The 13,963-nt window shown below is 72.3% G+C and carries 16 protein-coding genes and 2 pseudogenes; 6 read left to right on the plus strand and 12 right to left on the minus strand.

All coding sequences use genetic code 11. The features are described 5' to 3' along the window. Window positions 1-38: 38 nt before the first annotated feature. Window positions 39-887, plus strand: a complete 849-nt coding sequence (locus ACZ5WK_RS04115) for an alpha/beta fold hydrolase (RefSeq protein WP_465544706.1) — start codon at window positions 39-41, stop codon at window positions 885-887. Window positions 888-1,041: 154 nt separating this feature from the next. Continuing rightward, window positions 1,042-1,809 carry a dienelactone hydrolase family protein gene (locus ACZ5WK_RS04120; protein ID WP_465544708.1) on the plus strand — a complete coding sequence of 256 codons (768 nt, stop codon included), beginning with the start codon at window positions 1,042-1,044 and terminating at the stop codon, window positions 1,807-1,809. A 67-nt stretch (window positions 1,810-1,876) separates the two neighbouring features. Here ACZ5WK_RS04120 and ACZ5WK_RS04125 read toward each other — a convergent pair whose 3' ends face one another. Then, on the minus strand, window positions 1,877-2,620 hold the full coding sequence (locus tag ACZ5WK_RS04125; RefSeq protein WP_465544710.1) for a maleylpyruvate isomerase family mycothiol-dependent enzyme: 744 nt from the start codon (window positions 2,618-2,620) through the stop codon (window positions 1,877-1,879). A gap of 71 nt (window positions 2,621-2,691) precedes the next feature. Here ACZ5WK_RS04125 and ACZ5WK_RS04130 point away from each other — a divergent pair, with 71 nt between their 5' ends. Together ACZ5WK_RS04130 and ACZ5WK_RS04135 are read left to right on the plus strand one after the other, a co-directional pair. Continuing rightward, complete coding sequence (locus ACZ5WK_RS04130; RefSeq protein WP_465544712.1) at window positions 2,692-3,600, plus strand: LysR family transcriptional regulator; 909 nt, start codon at window positions 2,692-2,694, stop codon at window positions 3,598-3,600. A 213-nt stretch (window positions 3,601-3,813) separates the two neighbouring features. Beyond that, window positions 3,814-4,128, plus strand: a complete 315-nt coding sequence (locus ACZ5WK_RS04135) for a hypothetical protein (RefSeq protein WP_465544713.1) — start codon at window positions 3,814-3,816, stop codon at window positions 4,126-4,128. A 133-nt stretch (window positions 4,129-4,261) separates the two neighbouring features. Here the strand turns inward: ACZ5WK_RS04135 and ACZ5WK_RS04140 are convergent. After that, window positions 4,262-4,545 (minus strand): annotated as a pseudogene (locus tag ACZ5WK_RS04140) (GNAT family N-acetyltransferase); the annotation flags it as partial. A gap of 114 nt (window positions 4,546-4,659) precedes the next feature. On the opposite strand from ACZ5WK_RS04140, the gene ACZ5WK_RS04145 reads away from it, so the two are divergent. Continuing rightward, window positions 4,660-5,229 (plus strand): GNAT family N-acetyltransferase, encoded by a 570-nt coding sequence (locus ACZ5WK_RS04145; RefSeq protein WP_465544715.1) that lies wholly within the window; start codon window positions 4,660-4,662, stop codon window positions 5,227-5,229. Between the two features lie 56 nt (window positions 5,230-5,285). On the opposite strand, the gene ACZ5WK_RS04150 is transcribed toward ACZ5WK_RS04145, so the two are convergent. From ACZ5WK_RS04150 to ACZ5WK_RS04160, 3 genes and pseudogenes are all read right to left on the minus strand, one after another. Beyond that, complete coding sequence (locus ACZ5WK_RS04150; RefSeq protein ID WP_465544717.1) at window positions 5,286-5,753, minus strand: NUDIX hydrolase; 468 nt, start codon at window positions 5,751-5,753, stop codon at window positions 5,286-5,288. Next, entirely contained in the window at window positions 5,740-5,925 is a 186-nt protein-coding gene (locus ACZ5WK_RS04155) for a DUF397 domain-containing protein (RefSeq protein ID WP_465544719.1), read from the minus strand. The genes ACZ5WK_RS04150 and ACZ5WK_RS04155 overlap by 14 nt, the downstream gene beginning before the upstream one ends. A 14-nt stretch (window positions 5,926-5,939) precedes the next feature. Continuing rightward, a pseudogene (locus tag ACZ5WK_RS04160) lies at window positions 5,940-6,466 on the minus strand (DUF5753 domain-containing protein). Between ACZ5WK_RS04160 and ACZ5WK_RS04165 the strand changes: the two are divergent. After that, window positions 6,378-6,710: an NUDIX hydrolase gene (locus ACZ5WK_RS04165; RefSeq protein ID WP_465545257.1), complete on the plus strand. Its 333-nt coding sequence runs from the start codon at window positions 6,378-6,380 to the stop codon at window positions 6,708-6,710. The pseudogene ACZ5WK_RS04160 and the gene ACZ5WK_RS04165 sit on opposite strands and share 89 nt — an antisense overlap. 258 nt (window positions 6,711-6,968) lie before the next feature. Here the strand turns inward: ACZ5WK_RS04165 and ACZ5WK_RS04170 are convergent, their stop codons facing one another. The 7 genes from ACZ5WK_RS04170 to ACZ5WK_RS04200 form a co-directional block, all read right to left on the minus strand. Next, window positions 6,969-7,520, minus strand: coding sequence for a GNAT family N-acetyltransferase (locus ACZ5WK_RS04170; RefSeq protein WP_465544721.1), 552 nt, complete (start codon window positions 7,518-7,520; stop codon window positions 6,969-6,971). Window positions 7,521-7,652: 132 nt separating this feature from the next. Beyond that, a complete protein-coding gene (locus ACZ5WK_RS04175) occupies window positions 7,653-8,054 on the minus strand; it encodes a hypothetical protein (protein WP_465544723.1) in 402 nt (133 codons plus the stop codon). After that, on the minus strand, window positions 8,051-9,607 hold the full coding sequence (locus tag ACZ5WK_RS04180) for a hypothetical protein (RefSeq protein WP_465544725.1): 1,557 nt from the start codon (window positions 9,605-9,607) through the stop codon (window positions 8,051-8,053). Before ACZ5WK_RS04180 ends, ACZ5WK_RS04175 begins: the two co-directional genes overlap by 4 nt. Beyond that, window positions 9,604-9,957 (minus strand): type VII secretion target, encoded by a 354-nt coding sequence (locus ACZ5WK_RS04185; RefSeq protein ID WP_465544727.1) that lies wholly within the window; start codon window positions 9,955-9,957, stop codon window positions 9,604-9,606. The genes ACZ5WK_RS04180 and ACZ5WK_RS04185 overlap by 4 nt, the downstream gene beginning before the upstream one ends. A 175-nt stretch (window positions 9,958-10,132) precedes the next feature. Then, on the minus strand, window positions 10,133-11,587 hold the full coding sequence (locus tag ACZ5WK_RS04190; RefSeq protein WP_465544729.1) for an MFS transporter: 1,455 nt from the start codon (window positions 11,585-11,587) through the stop codon (window positions 10,133-10,135). Window positions 11,588-11,792: 205 nt separating this feature from the next. Continuing rightward, window positions 11,793-12,812: an ABC transporter substrate-binding protein gene (locus tag ACZ5WK_RS04195; RefSeq protein WP_465544731.1), complete on the minus strand. Its 1,020-nt coding sequence runs from the start codon at window positions 12,810-12,812 to the stop codon at window positions 11,793-11,795. Between the two features lie 134 nt (window positions 12,813-12,946). Further along, entirely contained in the window at window positions 12,947-13,813 is an 867-nt protein-coding gene (locus tag ACZ5WK_RS04200) for a MerR family transcriptional regulator (RefSeq protein ID WP_465544733.1), read from the minus strand. Window positions 13,814-13,963: the final 150 nt, after the last annotated feature.

The raw sequence follows: 13,963 nt of genomic DNA on the forward strand, positions 1-13,963 counted from the left end.
GGTTGCCATTCTCCGGTCAGGATGGCACCTTGGTTGTCATGACTGACGCCGCTGGATCACCTGACGCCGCTGTCACCCACCTCTCGTCGTTCACGACCGACGACGGCGAACTCGCCTACCGGGACGCCGGGACCGGCCGGCCGGTGGTCCTGCTGCACGGCGGCTTCCTGGACCACCGCATGTGGGACGCCCAGCTGGCCGCCCTCGCCCCGGAGTACCGGGTCATCGCGCCGGATGTCCGCGGTCACGGCAAGTCCGCCAACGCCACCCGCCCGTTCCGCCCCTGCGACGACCTCGCCGCCCTGCTGCGCCACCTCGGCACCGGGCCCGTCCCGCTCGTCGGTGTCTCGATGGGCGCGGGCATAGCCGTCGACACCGCCCTCGAACACCCGGACCTGGTCAGCGCGTTGGTGGTCAGCGGGGCGGGCACCAGCGAGCCCGACTTCCAGGACCCCTGGACCCTCGGCGTGTTGGCCGAATGGAGCCGGGCGCTGGCCGCCGGCGACGTCGACGGCTGGGCCGACGCCTTCCTCAAGTTCCTTCCCGGACCGCACCGTTCGACCGCCGACGTCGACCGCGACGTGATGGAACTCCAGCGCGCCATGGCCCTCGGCACGATCCTCAAGCACACCGCCGACGAGCCGGACCACCGGGTGCCCGTCACCGGCACCTGGGCCCGCGCGGCCACCATCGCCGTTCCCGTCCTCGCGATCAACGGCGCGCTCGACAGCGCCGACCACCTGGCCATGCCCGCCCGGCTCATCGCGGCCGTCCCCGACGGGCGCACCGTCGAGCTCGACGGCACCGCGCACTACCCCAACATGGAGCGGCCGGAGGAGTTCAACGCGCACCTGACGTCGTTCCTGCGCGCCGTCGCCCGCGGCTAGTCCGCGCCGCGCGGGCGGCTGCGCCCGGCCCGGGCCGCGGCGGGAATTGCGTGGACGGGCCGCACCCGGGCGTCGATAATCTCCGGGCCGGATGCGCCGACCTCCCGCCCGCCCGGCCGTCCCAACCGCCCAGCAGCACCGAGGAGACCCGACCGTGACGATTGCCGTGCGTGGTACGAGCGTGGACATCCCGGCGGCGGACGGCATCGCCGACGCCTACCTGGCCCACCCGGACGACGGCCGCGCGCACCCCGCCGTGCTGCTCTACATGAACGCCTTCGGACTCCGCCAGTTCCTGGAGTCGCTGGCCGAGCGGCTCGCCGCCGAGGGCTACACGGTGCTGGTGCCCAACGTGTTCTACCGGCACGGCCGCGCGCCGGTCGTGGCGCTGCCCGAACAGCCTGAGCTGATCAACCCGGCCACCGACCCGACCCTGTTCGAACAGCTGGGCCCGATCATGGCGTCGTTCACCGCCGAGCAGGCGGTCCGTGACGCCGGCGCGTACCTGGACTGGCTGGCCCGCTCGCCGCTCACGGTCGACGGGCCGGTCGGCATCACCGGCTACTGCCTCGGCGCCCAACTCGCTCTGCGCACCGCGGGCGCCTACCCCGACCGCGTCGCGGCGGCGGCGGGCTTCCACGGCGGCATGCTCGCCACCGGCGAGGAGGACAGCCCCCACCTGGTCGCGGGCAAGGTCACGGCGGAGCTGTACTTCGGGCACGCCGACCAGGACCCGTCGCTCCCGGCCGACCAGATAGTCCGCCTGGCCGAGGCCCTGACGGAGGCCGGCGTCCGCCACACCTGCGAGGTTTACGAGGGCGCGTCGCACGGCTTCACCCAGGCCGACACCGCCGCCTACCATCCGGAGGCGGCCGCCCGGCACTGGGACGCGCTGCTCGCCCTGCTCAAGCGCGCCTTCTGACGCCGGGGCGGACGATTGGCAGGAGGCTGTTCGGGCGGACGTCCCGCTCCTCGGCGGGGCGGCCGTGTCAGTGGCCCGTAGCAGACTCCTGCCCATGTCCCTCGCCGACCTCACCCTCGATCAGTGGCGCTCCTACGGCCTCCCCGCCGCCCGAGGCGTCGCCCGGGCGGCGGCCGACGCCGTGGGCGGCCGGGTGGCCGCCCCGCAGTTCCGGGTCAGGCGCCAACTTCCGCCCGTAGGCGAGCAGTAGCAGCTCACGGGCCGGCCGGGCCACCGTGCGGCCGCCGCTGCCGTAGGACCAGTCGAGGTCGGTGGCGCGCAGCTCCACCCCGCCCAGCTGCGCGCCGAAGAAGCGCAGGCTGCGCGGGGTGACGGCGTCCAGGAGGAGGCGCAGGCGGTCGGCGGGCACCCGGCGGTCGAGGCCAAGTGGGACGGTGATGTCCAGGCCGTGGACGACGTCGTGCCCGAGCGCGGCCGTGAACCCGCCGACCGGCGGCGTCCACGGGTGATCGGCGTTCTCCCGCAGGGCGTCGGCGAGTTCGCGCGGCCCGAGCGCGGCGGCGTCGCGCCGGGCGGTGCGGTCCGTCATCCGGTGCAGGCTGCCGCGCGCCCGGGCGAGTTCGAGCGCGGTGCGGGGGAGTGAGTAGCGGAACCCCAGGCTCATGTGCGCGGCCACCTCGCGCACGCGCCAGCCGGCGCAGAGCGAGGGGGCGTCCCACTGCGCGTCGGTGAGGCTGTCGAGGACGTCGGCGAGTTCGCGGCGCTCGGCGGCGATGGCGGCCCGGACGGTCGATGCGGTGCTGCTTCCCATGATCACCAGCCTGCCCGGGCCCGCGTCATCAGTCCAAGAGCCGGTTCTTCTGATCGCTAGCATTCCTGGTTATGGAGCTTCGTCAGTTGCAGTACCTGACGGCCGTGGTCGAGGAGGCCAACTTCACCCGGGCCGCGGCACGTCTGCACCTCGCCCAGCCCGGCGTGAGCGCCCAGATCCGGCAACTGGAGCGGGAGTTGGGTCATCAGTTGCTCGACCGTTCGGGCCGGACGGTCACCACGACCGAGGTGGGCGAGGCCGTCCTGCCGTACGTCCGGGCGGTGCTCGCGGCGGTCGAGGGCATCCGGCAGACGGCCGACGAGTACGCGGGTCTGGTGCGCGGACAGGTCGCGATCGGGCTGGTGTCGGGGGCGGCGACGGAGGAGTTCGCCGTCGCCGAACTCCTCGCCGGCTTCCACCGCGACCACCCCGGCGTCGAGATCTCGCTGAGCGAATCCACCTCCGAGCAGATGCTCGCCGCCCTGCGCCGCGGCGAGTTGGACATCGCGATCGCTGGGGTGGCGGATCGACAGCCGCCAGCGGGAATCGAGTTCCAGGTGGTGGTGGACACCCCGCTGGTCGCCGCTACCGCCGCCGGCGACCCACTCCTCGCCGCCGACTGCGTCCCTGTGGCCGCCCTCGCCGACCGCCCCCTGATCAGCCTCCCGCGCGGCACGGGCCTGCGCGCCACCCTCGAACACGCCTGCGCGCAGGCCGGCATCGAGCCGCGCATCGCCTTCGAGGCCTCGTCGCCGCCCCTGCTCGCCCAACTCGCCTCCCGCGGCCTGGGCGTGGCCGTCCTGCCGGACCTCCCCGCCGAGTACTCCGCCGCCCTGGGCCTCGAAACCCGGCGGCTCACCGACCCGGCGCCCCGCGGCCGCATCGCCCTCGCCTGGCAGACCGACGGCCCGCCCCGCCCGGCGGCGCGGGAACTGCTGGCCAGGTTGCGCAAGGCGTTCCCGGCGGTGGGGGCGGGCTGAGCGCGCTCCGAGCCCCTACGCCGTGCCGGCCGCCACGGCCGAACGCTCGGCGGTCCGGTCCGGTCCGCGTTCGGAACCTTCGCGGGACAGGCCGGGACCCGGGAGCGTCCGAAGGCGCGGAGCGTCAGCGGTATCTCGCGCGGAGCACCGGCGCAGGCCGGACTGATCCGCGCGAGCTGGTGAGGCGGTAGAACACCTGAAAAGCTGCATTGCATGGCTATAGCAAAAAAGGGAACGCGGGTCATTGTCGTCGACGGGGAGCTTTATCGCTGGGTGGTCGCGCCCAACGACGAGCCCGGCGCGGCGATCGTCGTCCTGCATGAGGAAGTCGATGGACAGCGCATGGTGACGTGGGTTGAGCACGGTGTGGTGGTCGTACCGGGGTTGGTTGCCGGAGCCATTCGAGACGCGTTGCTCTACCACGGTTGGACACCCCGACTACGTCGCAGGCAGCTCACGTTGCGGTGTCCGGGCGGGAATCCGACCCCTGCAAATCTGAGGCTGATCGCTTGGCCGCCCGCGGCGTGAGGGAGTGGCTCGTCGACGGTCGGCTCGGCCGGGCAGCAGCGGGCGCGGGCCGCTCGATCAGCTGACCGCACTCAAAGCGGGCTCCGGTGCGGACCAGGGCGACGGGGTGGTCACGGACGGCGCCGGCGAGCTAGGTGCCGAGGCCCGTGCCGCGATGAGCACGGTCGACGTAGACGTCACAGAGCCACGCGAAGGCCGCCGGATCGGTGACGACGCGCGCGTATGCGACCTGTGAGCCGGAGGAGTCGTGAACCCGAAGCTGTCGGACGCGCGGACGGCCTGTTCGACGGTTGCACGGGTACGGCCGAGGGCCCAGAAGGCGTCGGTCGACAGCCAGTGGTGCACCCGGTCCACGTCGAGGCGGCCGCGTTCGGTGTCGACGTCGTAGCCGTCTTCCCCGCGAGTGACCACGGACATGGACGGATCGTCGTACGACGGCCCTCCGGGGCCGGCGGTGTCCCGTCGCGGACGTTCCGGGACCGGACGGAAAATCACGTGGAACCCATCGGCTGCATTGCGAACAATGGCCCCATGGTCCATCAGATCGACGTACCCCGACCTGACGACGCAGCCTCCGTGGGCCGGACGCAGTTGAGGGCCTGGCTCCAGACCTACCCCAACGAGAGAGCGGGGATCGACGAGGCGTGGATCCACGAGCACCGCGGTTCCACTGTGACCGCGGAGGGCATCGACCACTGGCGGGAGTTCATCGAGGAGGCCGCGCGGCGGCCGGATCTGTTGTTCTGCCGTGTCGTTCGCTCAGGAGGGGGGATCGTCGGGTTCCTCTGCGGCCGCCGGGACGACGTGGTCACGCTCGGGCCGATGTACCTGCTCGACGAAGCCCAAGGCCGAGGCACCGGCGGCCGGTTGATGGGCGAGTTCCTGGCGTGGGCACGCGGCGCTCCCATGCGCCTCTGGGTGACCGACTACAACGAGAAGGCGATCCGCTTCTACCAGCGGTACGGATTCAGAATCACCGGTGAGCGCGAGCTCTGGCGCGGCAGCCTGCCCAACGTGCGCATGGTTCGCGAGCCCGAGCCGGGAGAAGGCAGGGTCGTGGCCGCCACCGCGCCGGAGGCTCACCACGACCTCGACGAGTAGTGCAGGCAGAGGAGTGTGGGAAGTCGGACCGGCCGACTTCCCACTCCAAGAACGTCTCAGCGGATGGCGGGACCGGTGTTGGAGCGCCAGTCGGTGATGCGTTTGCTGATGCTGGGAACCATGGGCAGGGCGTCGAGCTCTGAGAGCTCGAACCAGGCGACTTCGTGCGACTCGTCGGATGACCGGAGAGAGCCACCGGTGGGGCGGCCGAGGAGACAGATCGAGAACTCCTGGCGGACTTCGCCGTCGTCGTAGGCCATCACGTGGCGCGGGTTGGTGTAGGTCCCGACAATGCCGGCGATCGCGATGTCGATGCCGGTCTCCTCGCGGGTCTCACGGATTCCGCAGTCGGCGATGGATTCGCCGAGTTCCATGGTTCCGCCGGGCAGTGCCCACATTCCGTTGTCCGTACGGCGCTGGAGGAGAAGACGGCCGGAGCCGTCGACGACGATGACGGAGGCGGCGGGGACCAGGCTGTTGGGTTTGGGAGCGGTGGGGTCGTCCTCGTAGTCACGCCTGGCCATGCGGACCGAACTCGCCGGCGCGGACGGCGGTGACGAAGGACTGCCAGGCGCTGGAGGGGAAGACGAGGGCAGGGCCGCTCGGGTCCTTGGAGTCGCGGACGGGAACGACATGCGGGTACCCGGGGGCTACCTCGACGCACGCGCCGCCGCCGCCGCTGTGTGAGCTCTTCATCCAATGGGCTTCATTCAGATCGACGTCCATTCAAAGTCCCTCCGTACTGCACGGATCATCGCCATCGAATCGGCCTGGTTCATGGCCTCGATCTGAAGTCGATCGTAGCTCTTGACCAGTGGGAGGACGGTGTTTGAGTCGCGATCAAGGAACCCGCGGTGCTCGTTTTCGGAGTATCCGAGCACTTTTCGGTCCGGCATGGTAAGGAGGAAAACCATGCGCATGAACGGTCGGTCCTCGCCGAGGCTGTATGGCGCTACCTGGATGGCGATGTTCGGCCGCTTGGCCAGTTCTTCAAGGTGCAGGAGCTGGGTGATCATGACATCTCGCCCCCGACCGGCCGCCGGATGCAGCTTTCGTCAAGAACTGCGTGTACGAGCGGCGGCGGCGTGCGCTCCAGGCACTGCTTCCGCGTTTCCAGGAAGTGCACGCGTTCGTCTGCCTGTTCTTGAGTGGCGCTGCCCTGTCGGACGTGGCCCGCTTCCAGAGCCCAGACCGGCCTCCACCGCCGCCTCACCCAGCTCCTCGCCGTCGACTTCACCCCCGCCGACCGCTACCTGGAGCGCCTCAACCTCGTCTTCGACGGCGGCACCATCACCGACCACGACGCGAAGCGCCTCACCGTCCCACCCCAACGCCACTCCCACCTCCACGGCGCCCGCTTCGCCGACCCCGCCCACTTCCCCACCCTCATGAGCCCCGCCCAGAACGCCCGCGTCCAACAGGCCCTCGCCAACCTCGGCCGCGCCCTCCCCCTCCTCCTCCACGGCCAACGTGCGGCCTGAGCCCGAGATGCTCCAACTGGCACTGAAATCCCGCACGTTGACCAAAAGCGGGAGAGGCAGCGGGCGTGCACGGAATCAAGCGGTGGGCGTTCGGGGTCACCATGCTGGTGGCGGGTCTGCGGTGCTCGCCGGGACACTCTGGCTGGTCTGGGTGCTGATGTGGAGTACGCGTTGACGCGGACGGCGTGGTGGGGCGAGGCCGACGCACACCCGGGGACCGGCAAGGCCCGCAGGGTGACGACGGCCCCCTGGTCCGTCCTACTGGGGCGCCGCGGTCCACTCCTCGCGGAGCAGGCCGAACAGCACCCGGTCGTACCTGGCCCCGCCCACCAGGACGGCCGACCGGCGGCGGCCCTCCTCCCGGAAGCCGAGCCGCTCGAAGGTCCGGACGGCGCGTTCGTTGCCGCTCCAGGTGTCCAGCTCCAGCCGGTGCAGCCCGAACGCGCCGAACAGGTGGTCGACCAGCAGTCGCACCGCCTCCGAGCCGTGGCCCCGGCCCCAGAACTCCCGCTCGCCGATGGTGATTCCGAGCGTGGCGACCCCGATGTACGGGTCGAGGCCGCGGTAGTCGGCCATGCCGATGACGCGGCCGCCGGCCAACTCCTCGACGGTGAGCACGGCCGCCTCCCGGGGGACCAGCCGCAGCATCTTGTCGAACGACAGCCCCACCGCCTCGGCCGTGACCGGCCCGAAGCACGGGTCCCCGGCGCACGCCAAGCGCACCACCTCCGGGTCGTTGCGCCACCGGAGATGGTGCTCCGCGTCCTCGGCGCGCAGCGCGCGCAGCCTTACCTGCGTTCCTTCGATCATGATCAGATCATAGGATTGTGGACCGGCCGGTCGGCAGACATCGCGGTCGGACCCTCGGCCCCGACCGCGATGCCTCGCCGCGCTGACGCCAACTCAGGACTGCCGTGCAGAGCGGCCCCTCAGGACGGCCATTCAGGACGGCCACTCAGAGTCGTCCAGCTCCCGCAGGTCGCGCCGGAGCGCGAGCAGCGCGGAGACCTCCGCCAGCCAGCGCGCGAACAGGTGCTCGCGGGCCACGTCGGCGCCGGTCGCCGCGGCGGCCTGCAGCCAGTCGCGGACCAGCGCGCGGCCGGCCGCGCCGATCACCGGCTCGGGCAGTGCCAGGGCGGCCGCGAAGCCGCCGGCCCGGACGTGCCGGGCGAGGAAGCCAAGCGGGTACGGGCCGACGCCCGCCGCCTCCGCGCGGTGGGTGGCGGCGATGGCGGCCTCGGTGAAGAGGGCCTGGCGCGGGCCGCCGGCGAGCAGCAGGCCGCGGGTGATGGCGGCGGGCACGTCGAGGTCCGCCAGTTCGGCATCCGGCCGGACGGTGGTCATTTCGGCAGCTCCAGGGCGGTCGGCTTGTTCAGGGGGTGTTCGCCGGGGGTCAGTCCGCCGAGCTGGCTGTTGACGAACTGGTCCTCGGTCACCCAGGAGGTGAAGCCCCAGGGGTTGTAGATCTGGAGCTTGTCGCCGTCCCGGCCGATGATCATCATCTGATGGCCCTCGTCCTTGTTGCGGACGCTGATCGGGACGGGCAGGCCCTCGTCCACGGACTTCTCGATCCGGGCCAGCGCCGCTCGCCGGTCCTCGTCGCTCTCCAGCTCCACGTGCTCGTAGTCGGCGCCGGTGGCCTTGCCGAGGTCCTTGTCGGCCAGGTAGGTCTGGGCATCGGGGCCGAGACCGCTGTCCTCCTTGGGGTAGGTCTTCCGGCCGTCGACCTTCTGACCCGCTATGTACTCGTCCACGTAGGTCTTCTGCAGCCGCTGCTCGAAGTTGTCGGCGGAGTCGGAGCCGGGGGTGTCGGGCGTGCCGCCGGTGGTGAGCTGGTACATCAGCAGCGGGTCCAGCTTGGCCTGGGCGATCACGGTGGACGCGGCCACGCAGTCGTTGACGTCGCGCTGCGAGTAGACGCCGTACCCGTTGATGTTGACCTGCTTGCCCTGGTAGGTGAGGTCGATGTTGTCCGAGGACTCGCGGTTGATGTCCTTGGTGCTGGTCGCGGGCACCAGGTGCTGGGCGAGCCAGGCCGGGTCGTCGCCGTGCGGGTGGATGCCCTCGTCGAACTTCTGTATGTCGGCCACCGAGTGGCCGGCCGCCAGCGCCTTCCAGAGGTAGGCGGCCTCCTCGGGGGACTTGGCTCCGGCCAGCAGGGCGCGGAACGCCGCCTGGTCGGCGCCGGGCATCACACCGAGGGTCTGGGTGGCCCGGTCGAGCTGGCCCGGCGTCAGGATGTAGCCGTCGTCCTCGCCCGCGCCCGGGTTCTTCTCGGTGGCCAGCACCACGGCCGCCAGCGGGTCGATCGAGCCCAGGCCGGCGCGCGAGGCGCGAGCCTTGGAGGTCAGCTGGTTCAGCTTGCTCGCGGTGCTGGTGGCGGAGCTCTCGACCCGCCGTGCGGCCGCGAGCCGGGCGCCCACCCCGGACAGCGCGGTGTTCCGCGCGTCCGGGTCGAAGCCGCCCGGGTCCTGCCTGGCCTTCTCCCCGGCCTCCTTCAGCTGGCGGCACCCGTCGGCGTCGGTCCTCTTCGCCGACTCCAGCTCGTTGGCCCAGGCGTCCAGCAGCGTGGCCGCCGCGGCCAGGGTCTCCTTGGAGGTGGTGGTCTCCGCCGACATCGCGTGGATCGCCTGGGTGGCGTGCTCGGCCACCGAACCCGTCCAGACCGCGGGCAACTGGTTGGTGGCGATGCCCGCGAGGTCCTGCGAGGCCTGGCCGAAGGAGGCGGCCGCCTGCGCGTAGTCCTTCGCACGCGCCCTCACGGCGCCCGGGTCGCCGACCGGCTCGGGGACGGCGAGCGCGTCGTTGATGCCCTCCAGCAGGTGCAGGTTGGCGAGCATGAACTGCACCTGCTCGATGTTGTGCTGGGCGTGCTCCAGATCCTTGACCTTGCTCACCGGCCACCCGCCGGCACGAGCGAGGCGGTGACGGCCTTCTCCGCGTTGCGGTAGTTCTGCGTCGTCGTCGACATCTTCTGCGACAGCTCGTCGAGGGCGCGCTGGGTGACCTCGATCTCCTTCGACCAGGCGGCGTCGAAGGCGGCCCACGCCTGGTCCATGCCGAACTCGCCGAAGGCCGTGGACGCGTAGCAGACCGAGCCCGCGTAGGCGGTCTTGGCCGTCGCGATGTCGGTCGCCGTCTTGCCCAGCTGGTCGCTGACGCCGCTCAGACCGGCCAGGCTGACGCCGTATCCGCCCGCCCCGCCCGCTCCCGGCCCTGCTGCTCCTGCGCCTGTCCCGCCGCTCATGGTTCCCCGTTCCCCCGTCTCCGGGACGTCTTCACGTCGTCCGGTACGTCCGCCGCTACGTTCCTCGGAACGTCCGCCGACGCATCCGCGGTGTGTCCGAATGGCTCGATGCCCGAGCCTGTGGTGCGGCGCGGACATCGGTGGCTGAGCCTAACGTGTGCCGGAGGCCGGGGTGTTACGCCCGCGAGGGCTGCACCGGCTCCTCGTCTTCTTCACGCAGACGGTGCGTCGGCTCCATGTCCTTCGGGGAATCTTTGCCTGCGCTTGGGACGCTCTTGGGTATCGGGCCGCCACCCGTCGCGGCGCCTCCTCCACGACCCGGCGAAACGTCAGGCAGGACGTCCGACGGGGTGTCCGACGGCGTGTCCGACAGAGCGTCCGAGGGCGTGGCCGATGAAGGGGCCGATGAAGGGGCCGGCGGAACGTCCGACGGGTCGTCGCGGCGGCGGTAGCGGCGGTCGGTGGCGGTGAACGCGGCGAGCAGCAGGGCGGCCACCGCGGCGGCGACCGTGATCCGGAACGGCGCGGTGGGCCCGACGTTGTCGGCCGCCCAGCCGCCGAGGAACGTCCCCGCCGACTGGGCCAGGATGATCGCGCTGACCAGCGCCGCCATCGCCTCGCCCAGGCGGGCGGTCGGCACCGTCCGCTCCACCAGTCCGAACATGGTGATCATCTGCGGCGCGACCGCCACGCCCAGGCACCCGATGGCGGCGGCCAGGGCGGCCACGCTGCCGCCGGAGAACAGGAGCAGGACGGAGGCGGCGCAGAGCAGGACGGTCCCCGCCCGCAGGCGCAGCGGCAGCTCCCAGCGGGCGGGCAGGGCGGCGGTGGCGATGCCCGCGAAGGCGCTGGTGAAGCCCATGAAGCCGTAGAGCAGTCCGGCCGCGCCCGGCTGTCCGAGGGCGTCCGTGGTGGCCGTCACCCCGACCTGCACCGAGCCGAAGCAGGCGCCCAGCAGTGCCATCCCGGCCAGCAGCAGGACGTAGGGCGCGCTCATCAGCCGCCCGGAGGGCCGCACGTGGGTGCCGGCGCCGACGGCCCCCTGGGTCGCCGTCGGGTGCAGCGCGAAGAGGGACGCGCAGACGCCGACCAGCGCGGCCGCCGTCAGCAGGCCGGCGGCGGGGGAGGCCAGCGTGGCGAGCAGGCCGACCAGCGCGGGACCGGTGGTGAAGCTGACCTCGTCGACGATGCCGTCCAGCGAGAGCATCGAGGACGTCAACTCGCTCTCCCCGTCGGCCAGTCGGACCCAGCGACTACGGGACAGCGGGCCCACCAGCGGTACGGAGAGGCCGATCAGCGCGGCGGGTGCGATCTGCCAGACCAGCGGGAGCCCGGCCTCGGAGGCCGCGACCAGGGCGACGATCGCCACCGCGTTGACGGCCGCCGCGACCAGCCCGACCGTCCGCTGCCCGCGCCGGTCCGCGAGCCGGCCGACCAGCGGACCGCCGACCGCCTGCCCGACGGCCAGCGCCCCGGCGACCACCGAACCGCGCCAGACGCTGTCGGTGTTCCGGGTGACCAGCAGCAGCGTGCCGATCGGGCACATCGCGTTCGGCAGCCGCCCCAGCAGCGACCAGAGCAGCACCCCACCACCCGTCAGCCGCGCCGCTGAACGGAACCTCGTGACCACGGACATTCCTCTGAGCCCCCACACGGAGCCGGGTGGGCGCCCGCCTCCCACCACCGGCCCGGCCTGGTGAGTGTGCGACCCGCGGGTGAGTTCCGACCGTACGGCTCGGACGATCCTCCAGGTAACCGTGCGATCACCCAGCGCAGTCAGCGCCCGGTCCTCGACCATGTTGGAGGACCGGCCAACGGGGCCGCCGCCGAGCCGTTCAGGCGACGAGGTTCTTGCGGATCTGGTCCAGGATCAGGCCGGCGCCGGTGTAGCCGATGCCCAGCATCCAGAGACCGTCGTCCACCGGGAAGACCCGGCCGCTGCGCACCGCGTCCAGGTTCTTCCAGAGCGAGCCCTCCATGACCTTCGCCCGGTCGGACTTGGCCGCGTCGCCGTAGACCGAGTAGAAGATGACGTCCGCGGCCGCCTGGTCGACCTGCTCGGGGCTGATCTCCATCGAGAAGCCGGGCTTGTCCTGGTTGGCGGGCCGGCCGAGGCCGAGGTCCTTGAGGATCGAGCCGACGAAGGTGTCGTTCAGGTAGAGCCTGGTGGGCGCGCCCGCCAGGAAGCGGGCCATCTCCACCCTGGTGGCCGCCGCCCTCTCCGGCCCGCCGAGCGCGGTGACCAGCTCCGCCGCCTTGGCCCGGTACGCCGCCTCCGCCGCCGCGGCCTCGCTCTGGCGGCCCAGCGCCTCGGCGTGCAGCCGGACGTTCTCCCTCCAGGCGGGCCCGGTGGTCTTGGTCAGTACGGTCGGCGCGATCTTGGAGAGCTCGTCGTACCGCTTGTCGTCGCGCACCTGGTTGCTCAGGATGAGGTCCGGTTTCAGCGCGGCGACGGCCTCCAGGCTGGGCTGGCCGATCGTGCCGACCCGCTTGATCCCGGCGAGCTGGGCGGCCGGCAGGTACCCGGACAGCGGCGCGCCCTCGGCGACGGCGGTGGCGCCGACCGGGGTGAGGCCGAGGGTGACGGCGGAGTCCAGCGCGTCGGTGTCCAGTACGACGACGCGGGCGGCGCGCGCGGGCACGGTGCTCTCACCGCGCGCGTGGCGGACGGTGCGGGGGCCGGTGGCGGCCGGCGCGGGGGCGGAGCCGGCGGTCGCGTTGCCGGCACCGTCCGAGCTGTCGGCGCCGCCGGAGCTGTTCGACCCGCAGGCGGCCAGCGCGAGCGCGGAGGCGAGGACGAGCAGGCTGCGGCGGGTGAGGGCGGGAGCGAGATCGGCGGGCAGGGCAGGGGGCATCGGGCGACTCCGTTCCGGGGCGGCGAGGCGCCCCGATCCCTGCCCGGCGGCGGGCGCCGCTACGCCTCGGGGGCGGGTCGCGCGGGGGCGGGCGGTGGCGTTCGGCCGCCCGCCGCCTCCCCGGGATCCCCGGGCTAACCGCCCTCCTGGTCCGTTCCGCTCTCCACGTCCGCGGCCTCCCCGGGCGCCTCGCCCTGCTGGCCCTCTCCGCCCTCCCCGTCCTCCCGGCACTCCAGCCGCTGCCGCCGCAGCTCGTCGTACTCGGCGTGCACCCGCCGGTCCATCGCCAGGGCGAACTGGGCGTCGGTGACCGTCCGGGCGAGCGGGCGCACCCGCAGGATCTGCTCGGTCAGCCGGGCGGCCTCGCCGGGCGGCAGCGGGGCGTCGGCGGCGAGCGCGCCGAGGATCTGGTCGCGGACCAGCGCGGTGAAGATCTCCGCGATCGCGTCCACGTGTTCCTGGGTGCGCCGGCTGGCCTCCAGGACGACGGAGAGCGGCACGCCCTCGGCGACCAGCGCCGTGGTCGCGTCCATCAGCCGGCGGCTGACATGGGTGATCCCGTCCTCCTCCACCGTGATGTAGCCCTGGGCGATCGCCTCCGCGGTGGTCCCCTCGGTGAGCTGGCCGCCGAAGGTGGCCGTCAGTTCGGCCCAGTCGAGGTGGACCGGGGTCTCGTCGGACCAGGGGGCGACGATCGCGGCCTCCAGCCCGATCAGCTCGGCGACGTCCCGGCCGCTCTCGCCCGCGCCGATCAACTCGGCGATCCCGCCCAGGGTGTGGCCGCGTTCCAGCAGTTCGGCGATGACCCGCAGGCGGGCCAGGTGGGCCTCCCCGTACCAGGCGATCCGGCCCTCCTTGCGCGGCGGCTGGAGCAGCTTGCGCTCGCGGTAGAAGCGCAGGGTGCGGGTGGTGATGCCGGCCGCCTCGGCCAGTTCCTCCACCCGGTACTCGCGTTTTCCGTCGTCCGCAGCTGCTCTGGGCTTGTCCACGGCGCTCAGCATAGGACGGGAGATTGTCGAAGCGCGGTGGTCGGATTCCTTCCCTCCACCGGCGCCACGAGCTAATCTGCCAATCGTGCCAGTGATTGCTGGCATGGTTATCGCGGCGGCGCCACGGCACCATGAAGGCGGCGCGTCGCAGCAGTGCGCACC

Source organism: Kitasatospora sp. NPDC032757 (genome assembly GCF_055579305.1).

What these genes read in the sequence shown, in the direction of transcription:
- ACZ5WK_RS04115 (WP_465544706.1), top strand. Translation starts at nt 39, where the DNA reads ATGACTGACGCCGCTGGATCACCTGACGCCGCTGTCACCCACCTCTCG.
- ACZ5WK_RS04125 (WP_465544710.1), bottom strand. Translation starts at nt 2,620, where the DNA reads ATGGGAAGCAGCACCGCATCGACCGTCCGGGCCGCCATCGCCGCCGAG.
- ACZ5WK_RS04130 (WP_465544712.1), top strand. Translation starts at nt 2,692, where the DNA reads ATGGAGCTTCGTCAGTTGCAGTACCTGACGGCCGTGGTCGAGGAGGCC.
- ACZ5WK_RS04135 (WP_465544713.1), top strand. Translation starts at nt 3,814, where the DNA reads ATGGCTATAGCAAAAAAGGGAACGCGGGTCATTGTCGTCGACGGGGAG.
- ACZ5WK_RS04145 (WP_465544715.1), top strand. Translation starts at nt 4,660, where the DNA reads ATGGTCCATCAGATCGACGTACCCCGACCTGACGACGCAGCCTCCGTG.
- ACZ5WK_RS04150 (WP_465544717.1), bottom strand. Translation starts at nt 5,753, where the DNA reads ATGGCCAGGCGTGACTACGAGGACGACCCCACCGCTCCCAAACCCAAC.
- ACZ5WK_RS04155 (WP_465544719.1), bottom strand. Translation starts at nt 5,925, where the DNA reads ATGAAGAGCTCACACAGCGGCGGCGGCGGCGCGTGCGTCGAGGTAGCC.
- ACZ5WK_RS04170 (WP_465544721.1), bottom strand. Translation starts at nt 7,520, where the DNA reads ATGATCGAAGGAACGCAGGTAAGGCTGCGCGCGCTGCGCGCCGAGGAC.
- ACZ5WK_RS04175 (WP_465544723.1), bottom strand. Translation starts at nt 8,054, where the DNA reads ATGACCACCGTCCGGCCGGATGCCGAACTGGCGGACCTCGACGTGCCC.
- ACZ5WK_RS04185 (WP_465544727.1), bottom strand. Translation starts at nt 9,957, where the DNA reads ATGAGCGGCGGGACAGGCGCAGGAGCAGCAGGGCCGGGAGCGGGCGGG.
- ACZ5WK_RS04195 (WP_465544731.1), bottom strand. Translation starts at nt 12,812, where the DNA reads ATGCCCCCTGCCCTGCCCGCCGATCTCGCTCCCGCCCTCACCCGCCGC.
- ACZ5WK_RS04200 (WP_465544733.1), bottom strand. Translation starts at nt 13,813, where the DNA reads ATGCTGAGCGCCGTGGACAAGCCCAGAGCAGCTGCGGACGACGGAAAA.